Origin of the sequence: Streptomyces sp. NPDC049627 (genome assembly GCF_044465645.1) — a bacterium.
In the GTDB taxonomy this organism is placed as follows: Bacteria; Actinomycetota; Actinomycetes; order Streptomycetales; family Streptomycetaceae; genus Streptomyces.
This window is the reverse complement of sequence record NZ_JBITLW010000008.1, coordinates 473,134-489,815: the sequence shown is the minus strand read 5'-3', so window position 1 is coordinate 489,815 and position 16,682 is coordinate 473,134. Positions and strand designations below refer to the sequence as shown.

The following is a 16,682-nucleotide window of genomic DNA, read 5'->3' as shown; positions in this document are numbered from 1 at the left end:
GCGCCCGGGACGGCGCAGGTGGTCGGGCTGAGCGATTTGGTGGCCGGGTGGTGGCCGATGCCGTGCCAGCCGGTTCGCCGACGGTGGTTGGGGGGGAGCGCGCCCGTGTCGGTCGGTCTGGATCCGGGTCGGTGTGGTCCGGGTGGCTGTGCATGGGGGCGCCCGGGACGGCGCAGGTGGTCGGGCTGAGCGGCTTGGTGGCCGGGCTGTGACCGATGTCGCGTCGGCCGGTTCGCCCATGGCGGTTGGGAGGCGGCGGTTGGGGGAGCGCGCCCGTGTCGGCCGGTCTCGGTCCGGGGCGGCGGGGCCGGGTGGCTCGCCGCCGGGGCGGGCGGCATCGTGCCGTGGGGCCGCACGGGGGTCTGACTCGTGTGCCCTTCCCGCCGTACGATCGGGAAATGGCTGGTCGAAGGCGGGTGCCGGGAGCGCGCATGGTCGTCGCGCTGTGTCTGCTGCTCGTCTCCCTCGTGGGGTGCGGCGGGCGGCCCGGCACCGACAGCGCCAGGGCCGAGGTGCAGCGCGTCCTCGACCGGCGGTCCGCGGCGATACTCGACCGCGACGAGGCGGCGTTCCTGGGCGCGGGCGCGCGGGACTGGTTCGGCAACCTGCGCGCGCTGCCCCTCGCCGACTGGTCGTACCGCCTGACCGGCCTGCGCCGCACGGGCGACACCGCGACCGCCGAGGCCGAGCTGCACTACCGCGTCCAGGGCTACGACCGCGCTCCCGTCACCGCCGGCCGCACACTGAGCCTGAGCCTCGACGCTGAGGGCCACTGGTACGTCCGGGCCGAGCGGCCCGCGAAGGGCTCCGCCCAGCAGCTGTGGGACCAGGGCGCGGTGAGCATCGCACGGGGTGAGCACAGCCTCGTCCTGGGCGTCGGGCAGTCCGCCGCGGCGCTGCGGTCGTACGCCGAGCTGGCGGACGACGCGGTGCCGGCCGTGTCGCAGGCGTGGGGCACGCACTGGGCCCGGCATGTGGTGGTCCTCGTCCCGAAGTCACTGGCCGGCATGGCGGGCCTCCTCGGCTCGCCCGCGTCGTCCTACCGCGGGATCGCCGCGGTCACCACCGGCGAGACCGGTGCCCCGGCGAACGCGCCCGCCGACCGCATCATCGTCAACCCCGACGCGTACGGCGTGCTCGGCGCCACCGCCAAGCAGGTCGTCCTCACCCACGAGACCACCCATGTCGCCACCCGGGCCGAGACGACCGCCGCCACCCCGCTGTGGCTGTCCGAGGGCTACGCCGACTGGGTCGGCTACCTCGGCAGCGGCCGCTCCCCGTCCCAGGCCGCGCCCGAACTGTGGCGTGCGGTGACCGAGGGCCGGGGCCCGCAGTCACTCCCGTCCGACGCGGACTTCGGCTTCACCGGCGACTCGGGCAGGCTGGCACGGGCGTACGAGAGCGGTTGGATGGCCTGCCGGATGATCGCGGAGCGCTGGGGCGAGGTCGGACTCGTCGAGTTCTACCGGGCCGTGGGCGCGCACGAGCGGCGGGCGGGGGCGGTCGAGGGAGCGCTGAAGGACGTGCTGGGTACGTCGCTGGAGGACTTCACGGCGCAGTGGCGGGACTACCTCCGGGCTCGACTCGCCTGACCCGGCGCGCCCGACTCGCCTGATCCCGCGCGCTCAACTCGGCTGATCCAGCTGCGCGACGGCCTCCGTCAGCCACGCGCGCTCCGCTTCGCCGGTCGCCCGGGCGACCCGCAGCATGCCCCGGCGGAACAGGTCCTCGGCCTCCTCCGCCCGCACCGGCTCCCCGCCCTCGTAGAAGAAGCTCGTGGGCGCGGTGAGGAACTCCAGCCTGCGGCGCAGCACTTCGGCCTGTTCCCGGCGGTCCGGCAGGTGCCGCAGGAAGGACAGGACGGTGTTGAAGCGCACCTGGTCGGTGATGTCGACCGGCTTGGGGTGACGCAGGCGTTCCAGCAGGTCCTCGCGGCCCTTGTCGGTGAGGGACAGAATCCGGCGCGGGGCGGCGCTCGCGCCGGGCTCCGCGTGCTCGTCGAGCTTGCCCGCCTTGATGAGGCGTGTGATCGCCGGATAGAGCGCGCCGTCGCTGACCGGCCGGACATGGCCGCTCAGCGCCTTGATGCGCTCCTTCAACTCGTAGCCGTGCAGGGGCGCTTCGGCCAGGAACCCCAGGATCGACAGCTCCAGCATGGTCCTCCGGTCCTCCTTGCGTACGTGATGAGTCGATGGTACCTCTTATCGAGCTACCTCGAAACGAGGTAGCTCGTATCGAGGTAGCTCGTATCGGGGGACCCATCCGTGAACACGCACCGCAGGCAACTCGTTTCTCTCGCCCAGCCCGTCTACTTCTCGCTCCTCGCCTCCGTCGCCGCCGGGATCATCAACACCGTCTGGGTGTCCCGGCTGGGCGGCCCGGCCGTGGCCGCCGTGGCGGTCGCGACCAACACCGAGAACGTCCTGCTCGGCGTGGCGCTCGTCTTCGGCTCCGGTACGACGGTGCTGGTCGCGCACGCCAGGGGCGCGCGGGACGGGGGAGCGGTGCGGGCGGCGGTGCGCGGAGGCTGGGCCGTGTGGGCGCTGGTCACGCCGGTCGTCGTGGCGGGCGGGCTGCTGCTGCGGGAGCCGTTGGCGCGGCTGGTGCTCGGCGGGGGCGACGGCGCTGCGGTGCCGCTCGCGGTGGGCTACTTCGCGATCTCGCTGCCAGGGGTGGCGGTGTTCTTCGCGCAGCAGCTTCTCGACGGGATCCTCAAAGGCGCCGGCGACACGAGGACCCCGATGCGGCTGGCCCTGCTGGCCAACGGGCTCATCCTCGTCTGCGACCCGTTCCTCATCCACTTCTACGGCGTCCAGGGCGCCGCCGTCTCGACCGTGCTGTGCCGGATCGTGGCCCTGGGCGTGGGGCTGGTCGCCCTGCGCCGGAATCGCCTGCTGCGCACGGCTGCCGAGGCGCGGCCCGCCGAGTCGGCCGGCGCCGCCCTGCGCCGGACCCTGCGGACCGGGCTGCCGATGTCGGCCGACTTCACCGTGCGGCAGGCGGGCGCGCTGGTGCTGGTCGCGATCGTGGCGAGGCTGGGGGTGACGGAGGTGGCCGCGTACTCGATCGCGTACAAGGTCATGTACGTCGCCACCATGGCCTTCTACGCCGTACGCCAGGCCGCCGCCATCCACACCGCGCACCTGCTCGGCGCGGGTCGGGACGCGCGGCGGGCGATCGGGCGGCAGGCGGTGCTGGTGTCCGGGAGCGTGGGGCTGGTGGCGGCCGTGCTGCTCGGCGCTGCGGCTCCGTGGATCATGGCCGCGTTCGGTGCCGGACCCGCCGTGGCCCACGCCGGTGTGCTGTTCCTGCGCTGTGTCGGGCCCTACCTCGTCCTGATGGCCTGCTTCATCGCGCTCGGCGGGGTCTTCGAGGGGGGCGGGCAGGCGCCGGTGCTGCTGCGGGTGACCGTGCTCGGTACGGCCGTACAGCTCCCGCTCGCGTACGGCCTGTCGGGGCTCGGGCTGCCCGGCGTGTGTCTGGCCCTGGCGCTCTCCATGGGCGTGCAGTGCGCTGCGGTGCTGGTGCTGCTGCGGCGGGCCCGGCGTCAGGAGGGCAGCGAGGTTTCCTTGGCGCGGGTGGCCTGAGCCGGTACGGGCAGGGGGGTCGCCGGGGTCACCGTCGAGCGCCACAGCGCACGGGCCGCGAGGAGCGTGGCGAGGACCAGCAGGCCGTTGCGGAGGAAGAGCAGGGTGACGCCGAGGGTGTCACTGGCGACGACGTGCGCGAACCAGACCGGGAACTCCAGGACCGTCACGAAGGACGCTGCCAGGACCAGGCCGACGGGGAGCCTCATCCGGCTGCCGCGGAAGCACAGGCACACGGCCGCGAGGCCGACCAGCCACACCAGGTACTGGGGGCTGATCACCCGGCTGGTCGTCGTGAACATCAGCACCGCCACGAAGGCCGCGTCCGCGAGCGTGTGCGCCTCGAACCGCCTCGCCCGCAGCCGCCACAGCAGCAGCCAGCCGAAGGCGAGGCCGCTGAGGGCGAGGGCGGCCGTGCTGACGGCGTCGACGTACGGGCCGAGGAACTCCACCGAGCCGTAGTTCAGCAGCACCTGGCCGTCCCAGCCGTGGTGCCGGGCCACATGGAAGACCAGGGCGCCCAGCGACTCCACCTCGGTGCCGCGGTCGCGCTGGAAGGTCAGGAAGGCGAAGGCGCCGGGCATGGCGAGGGCGAACAGCGCCGCCAGGCCGGCGGCGGTGAGCGCGGCCGACGCCCATGCGCCGCGCCTGCGGGCGGCGACCAGCAGCAGCACCGGCCACACCTTCAGCATGGCCCCGAAGGCCGTCAGCGCGCCCATCAGCCGGGGGTGCCGGGCGCCGGCGAGCAGCGCGGCCACGGCGACGGCGGTGACCATCACGTCGTAGCGGGCGTACACGGTCGGCCCGAGCAGCGGCACCCCCACGACCCACACCCAGGCCCCGCGCAGCGTCCGGTCCGGACGCCGGCCCGCGTACAGCAGGAGGAGCAGGACGGCCAGGTCCGCGGTGAAGCAGAGCACGAAGAACGCCGACGCGTAGTCCAGCCAGAACACCAGCGCGGGGGAGAGGATCGCGAGGGCCGCGGCGGGCGGGTACTGCCAGGTGACGTCGTCCAGCGGGAACGTTCCGGTGCGCAGTACGTCGTACCAGCCCTGGTAGATCACCGACACGTCGCTGGTGACGTCCGGGCCGGGGAAGACGTAGACCTTGAACACGCAGAGCAGCAGGACCAGTCTGGTCAGGCACCAGATCCCCAGAAGCCACGCCAGGGACCGCCGCGTGCCCGTCGTCTCCACCGCTTCCCCTGCCGTTCGCTTCCCGCCTTGAGGGGAACATGATGTCCTGTCCAGCTGTGTGCGGGCCATAAACGCGGCCGAGCCCCGGCTGTGAACAGCGGCTTCGGTAAGGTCGGCGGCGATGCACAAGACCCTGATCGTGACCAACGACTTCCCGCCCCGCCCCGGCGGCATCCAGGCGTTCCTGCACAACATGGCGCTGCGGCTCGACCCGGAGCGGCTGGTCGTCTACGCCTCCACCTGGAAGCGCAGCCGCGAGGGCATCGAGGCCACGGCCGCCTTCGACGCCGAGCAGCCCTTCACGGTGGTGCGGGACCGTACGACGATGCTGCTGCCGTCGCCCGGGGCGACGCGGCGGGCGGTGGAGCTGCTGCGCGAGCACGGGTGCACGTCGGTGTGGTTCGGGGCGGCGGCACCGCTCGGCCTGATGGCACCGGCCCTGCGCAGGGCGGGCGCCGAGCGGCTGGTGGCCACGACCCACGGCCACGAGGCGGGCTGGGCCCAGCTGCCGGCGGCCCGGCAGCTGCTGCGGCGGATCGGGGAGTCGACGGACACGATCACCTACCTCGGCGACTACACGCGCTCACGGATCGCCACCGCGCTGACGCCGGACGCGGCCTCACGGATGGCGCAGCTGCCGCCGGGGGTCGACGAGAAGACCTTCCATCCCGGGTCGGGCGGCGACGAGGTGCGGGCACGGCTGGGCCTGACGGACCGCCCGGTGGTGGTGTGCGTGTCCCGGCTCGTGCGGCGCAAGGGCCAGGACACCCTGATCCAGGCGCTGCCCCGCATCCTGGCCGCCGAGCCGGACGCCGTGCTGCTGATCGTCGGGGGTGGTCCGTACGAGAAGGACCTGCGGCGGATGGCCCACGAGACGGGGGTCGCCGCCTCCGTCCGCTTCACGGGGCCCGTGCCCTGGTCCGAGCTGCCCGCGCACTACGGTGCCGGAGACGTCTTCGCGATGCCGTGCCGGACACGGAGGAACGGGCTCGATGTGGAGGGGCTCGGCATCGTCTACCTGGAGGCGTCGGCGACCGGGCTGCCGGTCGTGGCCGGGGACTCGGGCGGTGCCCCGGACGCGGTGCTGGACGGCGAGACGGGCTGGGTGGTGAGGGGCGGCTCCCCGGAGGAGGCGGCCGACCGCATCGTCACGCTCCTGGGAGACGCCGAGCTGCGCCGCAGGATGGGGGAGCGGGGCAGGGAGTGGGTCGAGGAGAAGTGGCGCTGGGACCTGCTGGCGGAGAAGCTGCAAGCCCTGCTGTAGTGCAACGCCCCTTTTTAGGGGCGCGGGGAACTGCGCGACAAGCCACGAACAACCCGCACACGTCAACAACGAATACCTGGCACCCCACTAGGCGGAACCCAATAATCCGCACATGCTGCGCACATGACATCAAACCTGATGCAGCGTCAGCTGACAAGACGTCAAATCCTAGGCATGGCGGCACTCCAAACCGCCGCCACCCTCGGCTTCACCCGCATCGCCCTCCAATCGGCCCAAGCCGCCGAGCCCGACGCAGTCGAATCCGCCCCGGCGATAGTCATCGGCTCCGGCTACGGCGGCGCGGTCGCCGCCCTCCGCCTCGGCCAGGCCGGCATCCGCACGATCGTCCTGGAGATGGGCCGCCTCTGGAACACCCCCGGCCCGGACGGCAAGGTCTTCTGCTCCACCGCCGCCCCCGACCAGCGCTCCATGTGGTTCCGCACCCGCACCGAGGCCCCGCTCGCCACCTTCCTCTGGCTGGACGTCGTCAACAAGGACATCGGCCTCTACCCGGGCGTCCTCGACCGTGTGCACTACGACCACATGTCCGTCTACGTCGGCCGAGGCGTAGGCGGCGGCTCCCTGGTCAACGGCGGCATGGCGGTCACCCCGCTCCAGTCCTACTTCGCCGAGCAGTTCCCGACCGTGGACACCGCGGAGATGTACAGCACGTACTTCCCACGCGCCCGCTCCATGCTGGGCGTCAACACCATCGACCCCGCCTGGTTCGAGTCCACGGAGTGGTACCGCTTCACCCGGATCTCCCGCAAGCACGCGACGAACACCGGCCTGAAGACCACCTTCGTCCCCAACGTCTACGACTTCGCCCACATGCAGCGCGAGGCCGCCGGCACAGCGACCAGGTCCGCGCTCGGACAGGAGGTCATCTACGGCAACAACCACGGCAAGCGCAGCCTCGACAAGACCTACCTCGCCTCCGCGCTCGGCACCGGGAACGTCACCGTCCACACCCTGGAGCGGGTGACGTCGATCAGCAGGGCACCCGACGGGACGTACGTCCTGACCGCCGACCGGATCGACAACACCGGCACCGTCGTCGAGACCAAGGAGTACGGCTGTACGTACCTCTTCCTCGGCGGCGGCAGCGTCGGCACGACCGAACTCCTCGTCCGCGCCCGCGAGTCGGGCACGCTGCCCGCCCTGGACGCGAGCGTCGGCACCGGGTGGGGGACCAACGGCAACGTGATGCTCGGGCGGGCCAACCACCTGTGGGACACCGTCGGGGCCAACCAGTCGACCATGCCGGTCATGGGCATCGACGACTGGGCCAACGCCGCCAACCCCGTCTTCGCCGAGATCGCTCCGTTGCCGACGGGACTGGAGCACTGGGTCAGCCTCTATCTGGCGATCACCAAGAATCCGGAGCGGGCGTCGTTCTCGTACGACTCCGCTTCCGGCGCGGTGAAGCTGGGCTGGACCGCCGCGCAGAGTGCCGTCTCGGTGGGCATGGCGAAGAAACTGTTCGACCGGATCAACGCGGCGAACGCCACGATCTACCGGTACGACCTGTTCGGCTCGTCCAACAAGGTCTTCGCCGACGACTTCACCTACCACCCGCTGGGCGGGTGCGTGCTCGGGAAGGCGACCGACGACTACGGCCGGGTGAAGGGGTACTCGCGGCTGTACGCCACCGACGGCTCGCTGGTGCCGGGGTCGATCGGGGTGAACCCCTTCGTGACGATCACCGCGCTCGCGGAACGGACGATGGCGCGGGTCCTCGCCGAGGACACCGCGCCATGACGCCTGTGACGTGTGGCCGGAAGGCGGCCTACTTCTGGTAGATCGCCTCGATCTCGTCCGCGAAGTCCTTAGCCACGACGTTGCGCTTGAGCTTCAGCGACGGCGTCAGATGGCCCGACTCCTCCGTGAACTGGGAGGACAGAATGCGGAACTTCCGCACCGATTCCGCCTTCGACACCGCGGCGTTGCCGTCGTCGATTGCCGACTGGATGGCGGCCATCAGGTCCGCGTCCTCGCGCAGCGACGCCGCGGTGACACCCGCCGGCTTGCCGTGCTCGGCGGCCCAGCGGCCCAGGAACTCCTCGTCGATGGTGACCAGCGCGCCCACGAACGGCCGCCCGTCGCCCACCACCATGCACTCGGCGACCAGCGCGTGCGCCCGGATCCGGTCCTCGATCACGGCCGGGGCGACGTTCTTGCCGCCCGCGGTGACGATGATCTCCTTCTTGCGGCCGGTGATCCTGAGGTAGCCGTCCTCGTCGAGGGTGCCGATGTCCCCGGTGTGGAACCAGCCGTCGGCCAGCGCCTCCTCGGTCGCGCCCGGGTTGTTCCAGTACTCCTTGAACAGGTGCTCGCCGTGCAGCAGCACCTCACCGTCGTCCGCGATGCGGACCACCGAGCCCGGCAGCGGCTGGCCGACCGTGCCGATCTTCTGCCGGTCCCAGGGGTTGAAGGCGGTCGCGGCGCAGGACTCGGTCAGGCCGTAGCCCTCCAGGACCGTGAAGCCGATGCCGCGGAAGAAGTGGCCGAGGCGCTCGCCGAGCGGGGCGCCGCCGGAGATGGCGTACTCGCCCCGGCCGCCGAGGACCGCGCGCAGCTTGCTGTAGACCAGCTTGTCGAAGACCTTGTGCTTGATCTTCAGGCCGACGGACGGACCGGACGGGGTGTCCAGCGCCTTGCTGTACGCGATCGCGGTGTCCGCCGCCTTGTCGAAGATCTTGCCCTTGCCGTCGGCCTGGGCCTTGGCGCGCGCCGAGTTGTAGACCTTCTCGAAGACGCGCGGCACGCCCAGGATCAGCGTCGGCCGGAACGCCGCCAGCTCGTCGGTGAGGTTCTTGATGTCCGGGACGGTGCCCAGCTTGATCGGCGCCATCATGGGCGCGACCTGCACCAGGCGGCCGAAGACGTGCGCGAGCGGGAGGAAGAGCAGGACGCTGCACTCGCCGGTGCGGAACAGCGGGCGCAGGCGCTCGACGACGTTCCCGCACTCGGCGAAGAAGCTGCGGTGGGTGAGCACACAGCCCTTCGGGCGGCCGGTCGTACCGGACGTGTACACGATGGTCGCCGGGTCGTCGGCCTTCGCCAGCGAGCTGCGCTCCTCGACCGTCGCGTCGCTGATGTCCTGCCCGAGCCGCCCCAGCTCCTCCACACCGCCGGCCTCGATCTGCCAGACGTGCTTGAGCGCGGGCAGCCGGTCGCGCACCGACTCGACGGCGGCCGTGTGGTTGTCCAGCTCCGTGATGATCGCGGTCGCGCCCGAGTCGCTGAGGATCCACTGCACCTGCTCCGCGGAGCTGGTCTCGTACACCGGCACGGTCACCGCGCCCGCCGACCAGATCGCGAAGTCGAGCAGGGTCCACTCGTAGCGGGTACGGGACATCAGGCCGACCCGGTCGCCCGGCCGGACCCCGGCGGCGATGAGCCCCTTCGCGGCCGCGTGCACCTCGGCGAGGAAGGCGGTGGCCGTCACGTCCTGCCAGACACCGCCCACCTTGCGGGCGATGACGGCGACGTCAGGGTGCTGCGCGGCGTTTCTGCGGACGATGTCGGTCAGATTGCCGTCCGCAGGGACCTCGTACAAAGCCGGAAGGCTGAACTCGCGCAAGACTGCTGCTCCTCATAGGGCGCCGGCGCCACGACGTTGTGTGATGCGACGGTACGGTCCACGGCTCGGGCAAGTGCTCGGGAATTCACATGTTGAAATCCAGAGCACGACTGGACCGACCGGACGTTACCCGCCGGTATGGCTTCTTCGACAGGGGGTCCCGGCGAGATGTTCGCTGCGTCACACGGATTGGTGTTTCTGCGCGCACAGTAGTCGAGCGATCTGACGACTGGCCAGTAACCATCGGTCCGGCCGCCACTGTTCACGTATGCCCCACAGGCCTACCCTTGATCGTCATGGCACCGACACCGACGGGAAACCGCAGGACACGCGTACACGTGGTCAGCGATGTGCACGGCAACGCACGCGACCTGGCCAGGGCCGGCGAGGGCGCGGACGCCCTGATCTGCCTCGGCGACCTGGTGCTGTTCCTGGACTACGCCGACCACTCGCGCGGCATCTTCCCCGACCTGTTCGGAGTGGAGAACGCCGACCGCATCGTGGAACTGCGCACCGCCCGGCGCTTCGATGAGGCGCGGGAGTTCGGGGCGCGGCTGTGGGCCGGGATCGGCTCGGACCGGCGCGCGGTGATCGAGAAGGCGGTGCGCAAGCAGTACGCCGAGATGTTCGCGGCGTTCCCGACACCGACGTACGCCACCTACGGCAATGTCGACATGCCGCCTCTGTGGCCGGAGTACGCCGGGCCGGGCACGACCGTGCTGGACGGGCAGCGGGTGGAGATCGGGGGCTGGGTCTTCGGCTTCGTCGGCGGCGGCCTGCGCACGCCGATGCGGACTCCCTACGAGATCAGCGACGAGGAGTACGCCGCGAAGATCGAGGCCGTGGGCGAGGTGGACGTGCTGTGCACGCACATCCCGCCGGAGGTCCCGGAGTTGGTGTACGACACCGTCGCGCGGCGCTTCGAGCGGGGGAGCCGGGCGCTGCTGGAGGCGATTCGCCGTACGCGTCCCCGTTACTCCCTTTTCGGTCATGTCCATCAGCCGCTGGCGCGCCGGATGCGGATCGGGGCGACGGAGTGCGTGAACGTGGGGCACTTCGCGGGGTCGGGGAAGCCGTGGGCACTGGAATGGTGAGCGAATTCGGGGCCGGTGGGCACTTTCCCGCCGACGGCGCAGGTGGGGGTGAAGTCGGCTGGTCGGACGCGCGGTAGCCTTCACGCTGCACACGCGTGCGCACCACGACTTCTTACCGGCCCGCATCTGGAGGAGCCACGGCGATGGCGGAACACACCAGCTCGAGCATCACGATCGAGGCGGCACCGGCCGACGTCATGGGGGTGATCGCCGACTTCGCCCGCTATCCGGACTGGACCGGCGAGGTGAAGGAGGCGGAGGTCCTCAAGACCGACGACCAGGGCCGCGCCGAGCAGGTCCGCCTCGTCATGGACGCCGGTGCGATCAAGGACGACCAAGTGCTGGGGTACACCTGGACCGGTGAGAACGAGGTGTCCTGGACGCTGGTGAAGTCCCAGATGCTGCGGTCGCTGGACGGCTCTTACATCCTCAAGCCGGCGGGTTCCGGTTCGACCGAGGTCACGTACCAGCTGACCGTCGACGTCAAGATCCCCATGCTGGGCATGATCAAGCGCAAGGCCGAGAAGGTCATCATCGACCGCGCACTGGCGGGCCTGAAGAAGCGGGTGGAGTCGGGCAAGTAGGGGGCGCGCCGTAGAGGTGCCTGTGTAGTGCCGGGCCCGTCGTGGCCGGTCGCGCAGTTCCCCGCGCCCCTGGGTCGGCTGCAGCGCCGTCGGTTGCCCAGCGGTCCCCCAGCCGCAACGCCGGGCACCTCGCAAACGGGCTGAAGCTCAGCGTCCGTTACGGTTCAGCCCCATGCGCACCATCCTGATCACGGGCCCGGGCGGCAGCGGCCGTACCACCGTCGCCGCCGCCACCGCGCTCTCGGCGGCAGCCAACGGCACCAGAACCCTGGTCCTCAGCGCCGACCGCACCGACACCCTCGGCGCGGCCCTCGGCGCGAGCACAGGAGCGGCCCCCACCCGGGTCACCGAGCACCTCACCGCCTGGCGCCCGGACGCCGCCGTCGGCTTCCGTGCGGACCTCGCCGCCTTCCAGGAACGCGCCGCCTCCGCCCTCGACCTCCTCGGCGCCTCCCGCCTCGACCCGGAAGAGGTCACCCCCCTCCCCGGCGCCGAGGAACTCGCCCTGCTGCGGGCCCTGCGGGACGCCGCGCTGGCCGAGGCCCATGACCTTCTCGTCGTCGACCTCCCCGCCACCCCGCACGCCCTCGCCCTGCTCTCCCTCCCCGAAGAGCTGCGCCGCTACCTGCGCAGGCTGCTCCCGCCCGAACGCCAGGCGGCCCGCGCCCTGCGGCCGGTCCTGGGCCGGCTGGCCGGAGTGCCGATGCCCGCGGAGTGGCTGTACGAGACCGCGGCCCGCTGGGACGTCGAGCTCGCCGCCGTCGAGGCCGTCGTCGCCGACCGCGACACCGTCGTACGACTGGTCGCCGAGCCGGGCCCGGCCGGCGCCGACGCCGTACGGGCCGCCGGTCTCGCCCTCGCCCTGCGCGGCCTGCGCCCCGACCTGCTGGTCGCCAACCGCGTCCTGCCGGAGGGGGAGGCGGCGGCCGGCAGCTGGCTCGCCGGGCCCGTCGCGCAGCAGCGCAAGGTCCTGGAGGAGTGGGGGCAGGAGGACCATCACGTCCACCGCATCGGGCATCTCGGCCGGGACCCCCGCGGCGCCGACGACCTCGCCGCCCTCGCCGCACCCGCCGTCAACGCCACCTCCTCCACGGTCGAGTGGCCCGTCACCGACCGGCTCGCCGACGACGGCGTCCTGGTCTGGGCCATCCCTCTGCCAGGCGCCGTACGCGACGAGCTCGACCTCATCCGGCGCGGCGACGAACTCGTCGTCACCGCGGGCCAGTTCCGGCGTATCGTGCCCCTGCCGTCCGCCCTGCGCCGCTGCGCCGTCGACGGGGCCGCGCTGCGGGACGGCGAGCTGCGGATCCGGTTCGCGCCGGATCCGGATCTCTGGCCTCGGGCGCGGTGAACCAGGTACGCCCGTTCGGGTAACGTCGTAGAGACGAACCGTAGTCAGGAGTCCGTCATGAGCGAAGAGCTCCCCCCGTCCGACACCGGTAAGCAGGAGGCCGCGGACGAGGTGCGGGCGACCGACGCCGACGCCTGGGCCACGGCCTGCGCCGAGGACCTCGCGGCGGAGAAGGCCCGCCGCCGCGCCCAGTACGGCCCGCCCCCGGGCTCGGCAGCCGAGGAACTGCGCAAGCTCGTCGACGCCGTCGCGGACAAGCTGTCGACCATCCAGTCCCCGCTGCTCGGCGCGGTCGCCGGACCGGCCGCCCAGCAGGTGGTCAAGCAGGTCGTGGAGCAGGCCAAGGCCGCCGTCGAGCCCGTCATCGAGCGCAACCCGGACGTCTTCGACCACCTCGCCGCCGCCGGCAACGAAATCCTCGCCGCCTACCGCTCCGCCGTCCAGGCCCAGGAGCGGCGGTGGACGGGTCGCACGGACGACGACCCCGAGCTGGACGAGCTCGACGACGACCGGGGGGACGAGAGCGGTCCCGGCCAGCGCATCGACCTGGACTGAGCACCCACCGGGACCGACGCCGGACGACTCCCTCCCCGGGCCCCGTCCGCCGACCGGACGACGGAGCCCCGACGGCAGGGCCTCGGGTACGGTTGGCCGTAGCGGGGCTCGACCGAAACTGAGGGATTCATGGGACTCACCATCGGCGTCGACATCGGCGGCACGAAGATCGCGGCCGGCGTGGTCGATGAGGAAGGCAACATCCTCTCGACCCACAAGGTGCCGACCCCGGGCACGCCCGAGGGCATCGTGGACGCGATCGCTGCCGCGGTGGACGGCGCGCACGCCGGGCACGAGATCGTCGGCGTGGGCATCGGTGCGGCCGGATACGTCAACCGCCAGCGCTCCGAGGTCTACTTCGCCCCCAACATCCACTGGCGCAACGAGCCGCTGAAGGAGAAGGTCGAGGCCCGCGTGGGTCTCCCGGTCGTCGTCGAGAACGACGCCAACGCGGCGGCCTGGGGCGAGTACAAGTTCGGTGCGGGCAAGGGCCACCGCAACGTCATCTGCATCACCCTCGGCACCGGCCTCGGCGGCGGCATCATCATCGGCAACAAGCTGCGCCGCGGGCACTACGGCGTGGCCGCCGAGTTCGGGCACATCCGCATGGTGCCGGACGGCCTGCTGTGCGGCTGCGGCAGCCAGGGCTGCTGGGAGCAGTACGCCTCCGGCCGCGCCCTCGTCAGATACGCCAAGCAGCGTGCCAACGCCACCCCCGAGAACGCCGAGATCCTCCTCGCCCTGGGCGACGGCACCCCCGACGGCATCGAGGGCAAGCACATCTCCATGGCCGCCCGCCAGGGCGACCCGGTCGCCGTCGACTCCTACCGTGAGCTGGCCCGCTGGGCCGGCGCCGGCCTCGCGGACCTGGCCTCCCTCTTCGACCCGTCCGCCTTCATCGTCGGCGGCGGCCTCTCGGACGAGGGCGAACTGGTCCTCGACCCCATCCGCAAGTCGTACAAGCGCTGGCTGGTCGGCGGCAACTGGCGCCCGGTGGCGGATGTGATCGCCGCCCAGCTGGGCAACAAGGCGGGCCTGGTGGGCGCGGCGGACCTGGCCCGGGAGCCCGACCCGATCATGTAACGCTCGCTTTGCCTCCCAGGGGCGCGGGGAACTGCGCGACAAGCCACGACGAACCGGCAGTCGCCAACAAACCTCGCGCCCCGAGCTATTGGGCGTACATTGATCCACATGGTGCTGCTCCCAGAGTCCCGCACAGACCCCGACGGTTCAGCCCTCATCCGCGTCCTCAGCTACAACATCCGCTCGATGCGCGACGACACAGCCGCCCTCGCCCGCGTCATCACCGCCTGCAACCCCGACCTGGTCCTGCTCCAGGAAGCCCCCCGCTTCTTCCGCTGGCGCAAGAAACTCGCCCGCCTGGCCCGCGCGGCGAACCTGGTCATCCTCACCGGCGGTGCGACAGCAGCCGGGCCTGCGATCCTCTGCAACCTCAGAGCCACCGTCGAGCGAACAGAGGACGTCCTCCTCCCCCTCACCCCCGGCCTTCATCGGCGCGGCTTCGCCACGGCGGTGGTCCGGTTCGGCGGAGCCCGCCTCGGGGTCCTGAGCTGCCACCTCTCCCTGCAGAAGGACGAGCGCTACGAGCAGGCCGGCATGCTCCTCGACCGCCTCGCCGGCACGGGCGTGGACCACGCCGTCGCGGGCGGCGACCTGAACGAACGCCCCGGCGGCCGCACGTTCAGCCGCCTGGCCACCGCTCTGCAGGACTGCTGGACCACCGCCCCCTGGGGCAGCGAGTACACCTCCACCCCGGCCGACCCTCATCAACGCATCGACGCGATCTTCGCGACGAAGGGCGTGGAGGTACTCGGCTGCGGCGTCCCCCTCGGCCACCCCGGCGTGACGGAGACAGACCTGAGGGCGGCCACGGATCACCTTCCGGTGCTGGCCGCCCTCAGAATCCCAGCCCTCTAGACGACCGCACCCCGCCCCGGATCGTCGTCCTCGTCGTCGTCCGTGCGCATCCGCATCACGAGCGTCGCGAACCCGCCCAGGAACCCGCCGATGCCGAGGGTGGCCAGCCACCAGGTCATGTCCCAGCCGAGCACGACCGCGAGCAGCAGCAGCACCGGCCCGCCGACCACGGCCAGCCAGGCGAACTTCGTGGTCACGTCGGCATCGGGCAGCGGCGGCGGCTCCGGCGGTACGAAGTGGCCCTCGTCGTCGGCGTCGAAGTCGTCGTCGTCCGGTTCGGGCGCGCTGTAGTCGCGCGGCCCGGCGCCGACGCCGGGCGCGAAGGAGACGGAGCTGCCCAGCGGCTTCACCGGCTTCTCCTCGTCCTTGGGCGTCTGCGCCTCCTGGCCCTTGGTGCCCTCGGGCTCCTTGCCGTCGTTCGTCTCGGACTCCAGCAGGGCCAGGTCCTCCACCGACTTGAACGGCTTCGCACCCGGCGGGTCCGGCGGCTCCTCCCCGTACCCGGCGACGATCGCGGCCCAGGCGGCGTCCTCGTCGAACGGGACGTGCTGCTCTTCCGGCTCGCGATCGTCGCGGTCCTCGCGCCTGTCGCGGTCGGAGTCGTGCTCAGCCACGTGCGGTCGTCCCTTCCTTGCCCACGCCGGTTGCGAGCCGGCCGATGAAGCCGAGGCTCTCTTCGAAGATCCGGTCGGCGTCATGGTCCAACGTCGCCACGTGATAGCTCTGTTCCAGCACGATCTCCGTTACGTCCGTCGACGACACCCTGCTCAGGATCCGGGCCGGGTCCGCCGCGGGCACGACATGGTCCTGCCTGCTGCGCAGGAGCAGCAGCGGCTGCGTGACCTGCGGCAACTCGCCGTCGACCAGGCGGAAGAAGGTCCGCAGGGAGTGGGTCGCGTGCAGCGGCGCCCGGTCGTACCCGATCTCGACGCCGCCCTTCGCGATGTCGCCGGTGATCCCCCGTGCCGTACGGACGAGGTGGCGGGACACCGGAAGGGTGTACGCGGACAGGCCGTGCACCTTGTTCGCCGGGTTGACGACGACCACGCCGGCGACCTCCTCCCCGTGCTTCGCGGCCAGCCGCAGCGCGAGCGCGCCGCCCATGGACAGGCCGGCCACGAAGACCCGCTCACAGCGGTCGCGCAGGCTGCGCAGGGCGCGGTCCACCTCGGCGTACCAGTCCTGCCAGCCGGTGACCTGCAGGTCCTCCCAGCGCGTGCCGTGCCCCGGCAGCAGCGGCAGCGAGACGGTGAGCCCGCGCTCGGCCAGATACTCCGCCCAGGGGCGCAGCGACTGGGGGGAACCGGTGAAGCCGTGGCAGAGGAGGACCCCTACCTCCCCGCCCTCACGGCGGTACGGCTCGGCTCCAGGAAGGACCGGCACTTACGGTCTCCTGTTCGTGAGAGGGACGAGACGGACGAGAGCGTGTGCTTCACCGTACGCGACCGCACTGACACCGACCAGGGCCGTCGAACTCTTTGACGGTGGTCCGGGTTAAGGTCTGATCGACGGAAACAGGAGGCACTC

15 protein-coding genes are annotated in these 16,682 nt (G+C 71.7%); 10 read left to right on the top strand and 5 right to left on the bottom strand.

What is annotated here, in order from left to right:
- The first annotated feature begins 398 nt into the window (after positions 1-398).
- The gene (locus tag ACIBU0_RS24315) at positions 399-1,592 is read left to right on the top strand and encodes a hypothetical protein (RefSeq protein ID WP_398821695.1); all 1,194 of its coding nucleotides are present in this window, start codon (positions 399-401) and stop codon (positions 1,590-1,592) included.
- A 33-nt stretch (positions 1,593-1,625) separates the two neighbouring features.
- Here ACIBU0_RS24315 and ACIBU0_RS24310 read toward each other — a convergent pair whose 3' ends face one another.
- Positions 1,626-2,156: a PadR family transcriptional regulator gene (locus tag ACIBU0_RS24310; RefSeq protein ID WP_398821693.1), complete on the bottom strand. Its 531-nt coding sequence runs from the start codon at positions 2,154-2,156 to the stop codon at positions 1,626-1,628.
- Positions 2,157-2,264: 108 nt separating this feature from the next.
- Here ACIBU0_RS24310 and ACIBU0_RS24305 point away from each other — a divergent pair, with 108 nt between their 5' ends.
- Positions 2,265-3,587 (top strand): MATE family efflux transporter, encoded by a 1,323-nt coding sequence (locus tag ACIBU0_RS24305; RefSeq protein ID WP_398821690.1) that lies wholly within the window; start codon positions 2,265-2,267, stop codon positions 3,585-3,587.
- Here the strand turns inward: ACIBU0_RS24305 and ACIBU0_RS24300 are convergent.
- Positions 3,548-4,783, bottom strand: a complete 1,236-nt coding sequence (locus ACIBU0_RS24300; RefSeq protein ID WP_398821688.1) for a glycosyltransferase 87 family protein — start codon at positions 4,781-4,783, stop codon at positions 3,548-3,550. The genes ACIBU0_RS24305 and ACIBU0_RS24300 overlap by 40 nt on opposite strands.
- A 121-nt stretch (positions 4,784-4,904) precedes the next feature.
- On the opposite strand from ACIBU0_RS24300, the gene ACIBU0_RS24295 reads away from it, so the two are divergent.
- The gene (locus ACIBU0_RS24295; protein ID WP_398821686.1) at positions 4,905-6,047 is read left to right on the top strand and encodes a glycosyltransferase family 4 protein; all 1,143 of its coding nucleotides are present in this window, start codon (positions 4,905-4,907) and stop codon (positions 6,045-6,047) included.
- Between the two features lie 174 nt (positions 6,048-6,221).
- Entirely contained in the window at positions 6,222-7,808 is a 1,587-nt protein-coding gene (locus ACIBU0_RS24290; RefSeq protein WP_398821684.1) for a GMC oxidoreductase, read from the top strand.
- A 28-nt stretch (positions 7,809-7,836) separates the two neighbouring features.
- Here ACIBU0_RS24290 and ACIBU0_RS24285 read toward each other — a convergent pair whose 3' ends face one another.
- Positions 7,837-9,633 carry an AMP-dependent synthetase/ligase gene (locus ACIBU0_RS24285; protein WP_398821682.1) on the bottom strand — a complete coding sequence of 599 codons (1,797 nt, stop codon included), beginning with the start codon at positions 9,631-9,633 and terminating at the stop codon, positions 7,837-7,839.
- Positions 9,634-9,929: 296 nt separating this feature from the next.
- Here ACIBU0_RS24285 and ACIBU0_RS24280 point away from each other — a divergent pair, with 296 nt between their 5' ends.
- The 6 genes from ACIBU0_RS24280 to ACIBU0_RS24255 all read left to right on the top strand — a co-directional run bounded on the left by ACIBU0_RS24280 (position 9,930) and on the right by ACIBU0_RS24255 (position 15,155).
- Positions 9,930-10,727, top strand: a complete 798-nt coding sequence (locus tag ACIBU0_RS24280) for a metallophosphoesterase (protein ID WP_398821680.1) — start codon at positions 9,930-9,932, stop codon at positions 10,725-10,727.
- Between the two features lie 143 nt (positions 10,728-10,870).
- A complete protein-coding gene (locus tag ACIBU0_RS24275; protein WP_398821678.1) occupies positions 10,871-11,311 on the top strand; it encodes an SRPBCC family protein in 441 nt (146 codons plus the stop codon).
- Between the two features lie 172 nt (positions 11,312-11,483).
- On the top strand, positions 11,484-12,662 hold the full coding sequence (locus tag ACIBU0_RS24270; RefSeq protein ID WP_398821676.1) for an ArsA family ATPase: 1,179 nt from the start codon (positions 11,484-11,486) through the stop codon (positions 12,660-12,662).
- 57 nt (positions 12,663-12,719) lie between these two features.
- Positions 12,720-13,217, top strand: a complete 498-nt coding sequence (locus ACIBU0_RS24265; RefSeq protein ID WP_398821674.1) for a DUF5304 domain-containing protein — start codon at positions 12,720-12,722, stop codon at positions 13,215-13,217.
- 129 nt (positions 13,218-13,346) lie between these two features.
- Positions 13,347-14,300 carry an ROK family glucokinase gene (locus tag ACIBU0_RS24260; RefSeq protein ID WP_398821672.1) on the top strand — a complete coding sequence of 318 codons (954 nt, stop codon included), beginning with the start codon at positions 13,347-13,349 and terminating at the stop codon, positions 14,298-14,300.
- A gap of 108 nt (positions 14,301-14,408) precedes the next feature.
- Complete coding sequence (locus tag ACIBU0_RS24255) at positions 14,409-15,155, top strand: endonuclease/exonuclease/phosphatase family protein (RefSeq protein WP_398821669.1); 747 nt, start codon at positions 14,409-14,411, stop codon at positions 15,153-15,155.
- On the opposite strand, the gene ACIBU0_RS24250 is transcribed toward ACIBU0_RS24255, so the two are convergent.
- Entirely contained in the window at positions 15,152-15,769 is a 618-nt protein-coding gene (locus ACIBU0_RS24250; protein WP_398821667.1) for a hypothetical protein, read from the bottom strand. The two genes, ACIBU0_RS24255 and ACIBU0_RS24250, sit on opposite strands and share 4 nt — an antisense overlap.
- Positions 15,762-16,538 carry an alpha/beta hydrolase gene (locus ACIBU0_RS24245; protein WP_398821665.1) on the bottom strand — a complete coding sequence of 259 codons (777 nt, stop codon included), beginning with the start codon at positions 16,536-16,538 and terminating at the stop codon, positions 15,762-15,764. Before ACIBU0_RS24245 ends, ACIBU0_RS24250 begins: the two co-directional genes overlap by 8 nt.
- Between the last annotated feature and the right edge of the window lie 144 nt (positions 16,539-16,682).

Excerpts from the sequence above, each read along its gene's own strand:
- ACIBU0_RS24265 (WP_398821674.1), top strand. The coding sequence starts at position 12,720 with ATGAGCGAAGAGCTCCCCCCGTCCGACACCGGTAAGCAGGAGGCCGCG.
- ACIBU0_RS24310 (WP_398821693.1), bottom strand. The coding sequence starts at position 2,156 with ATGCTGGAGCTGTCGATCCTGGGGTTCCTGGCCGAAGCGCCCCTGCAC.
- ACIBU0_RS24295 (WP_398821686.1), top strand. The coding sequence starts at position 4,905 with ATGCACAAGACCCTGATCGTGACCAACGACTTCCCGCCCCGCCCCGGC.
- ACIBU0_RS24255 (WP_398821669.1), top strand. The coding sequence starts at position 14,409 with ATGGTGCTGCTCCCAGAGTCCCGCACAGACCCCGACGGTTCAGCCCTC.
- ACIBU0_RS24260 (WP_398821672.1), top strand. The coding sequence starts at position 13,347 with ATGGGACTCACCATCGGCGTCGACATCGGCGGCACGAAGATCGCGGCC.
- ACIBU0_RS24315 (WP_398821695.1), top strand. The coding sequence starts at position 399 with ATGGCTGGTCGAAGGCGGGTGCCGGGAGCGCGCATGGTCGTCGCGCTG.
- ACIBU0_RS24290 (WP_398821684.1), top strand. The coding sequence starts at position 6,222 with ATGGCGGCACTCCAAACCGCCGCCACCCTCGGCTTCACCCGCATCGCC.
- ACIBU0_RS24275 (WP_398821678.1), top strand. The coding sequence starts at position 10,871 with ATGGCGGAACACACCAGCTCGAGCATCACGATCGAGGCGGCACCGGCC.
- ACIBU0_RS24270 (WP_398821676.1), top strand. The coding sequence starts at position 11,484 with ATGCGCACCATCCTGATCACGGGCCCGGGCGGCAGCGGCCGTACCACC.
- ACIBU0_RS24280 (WP_398821680.1), top strand. The coding sequence starts at position 9,930 with ATGGCACCGACACCGACGGGAAACCGCAGGACACGCGTACACGTGGTC.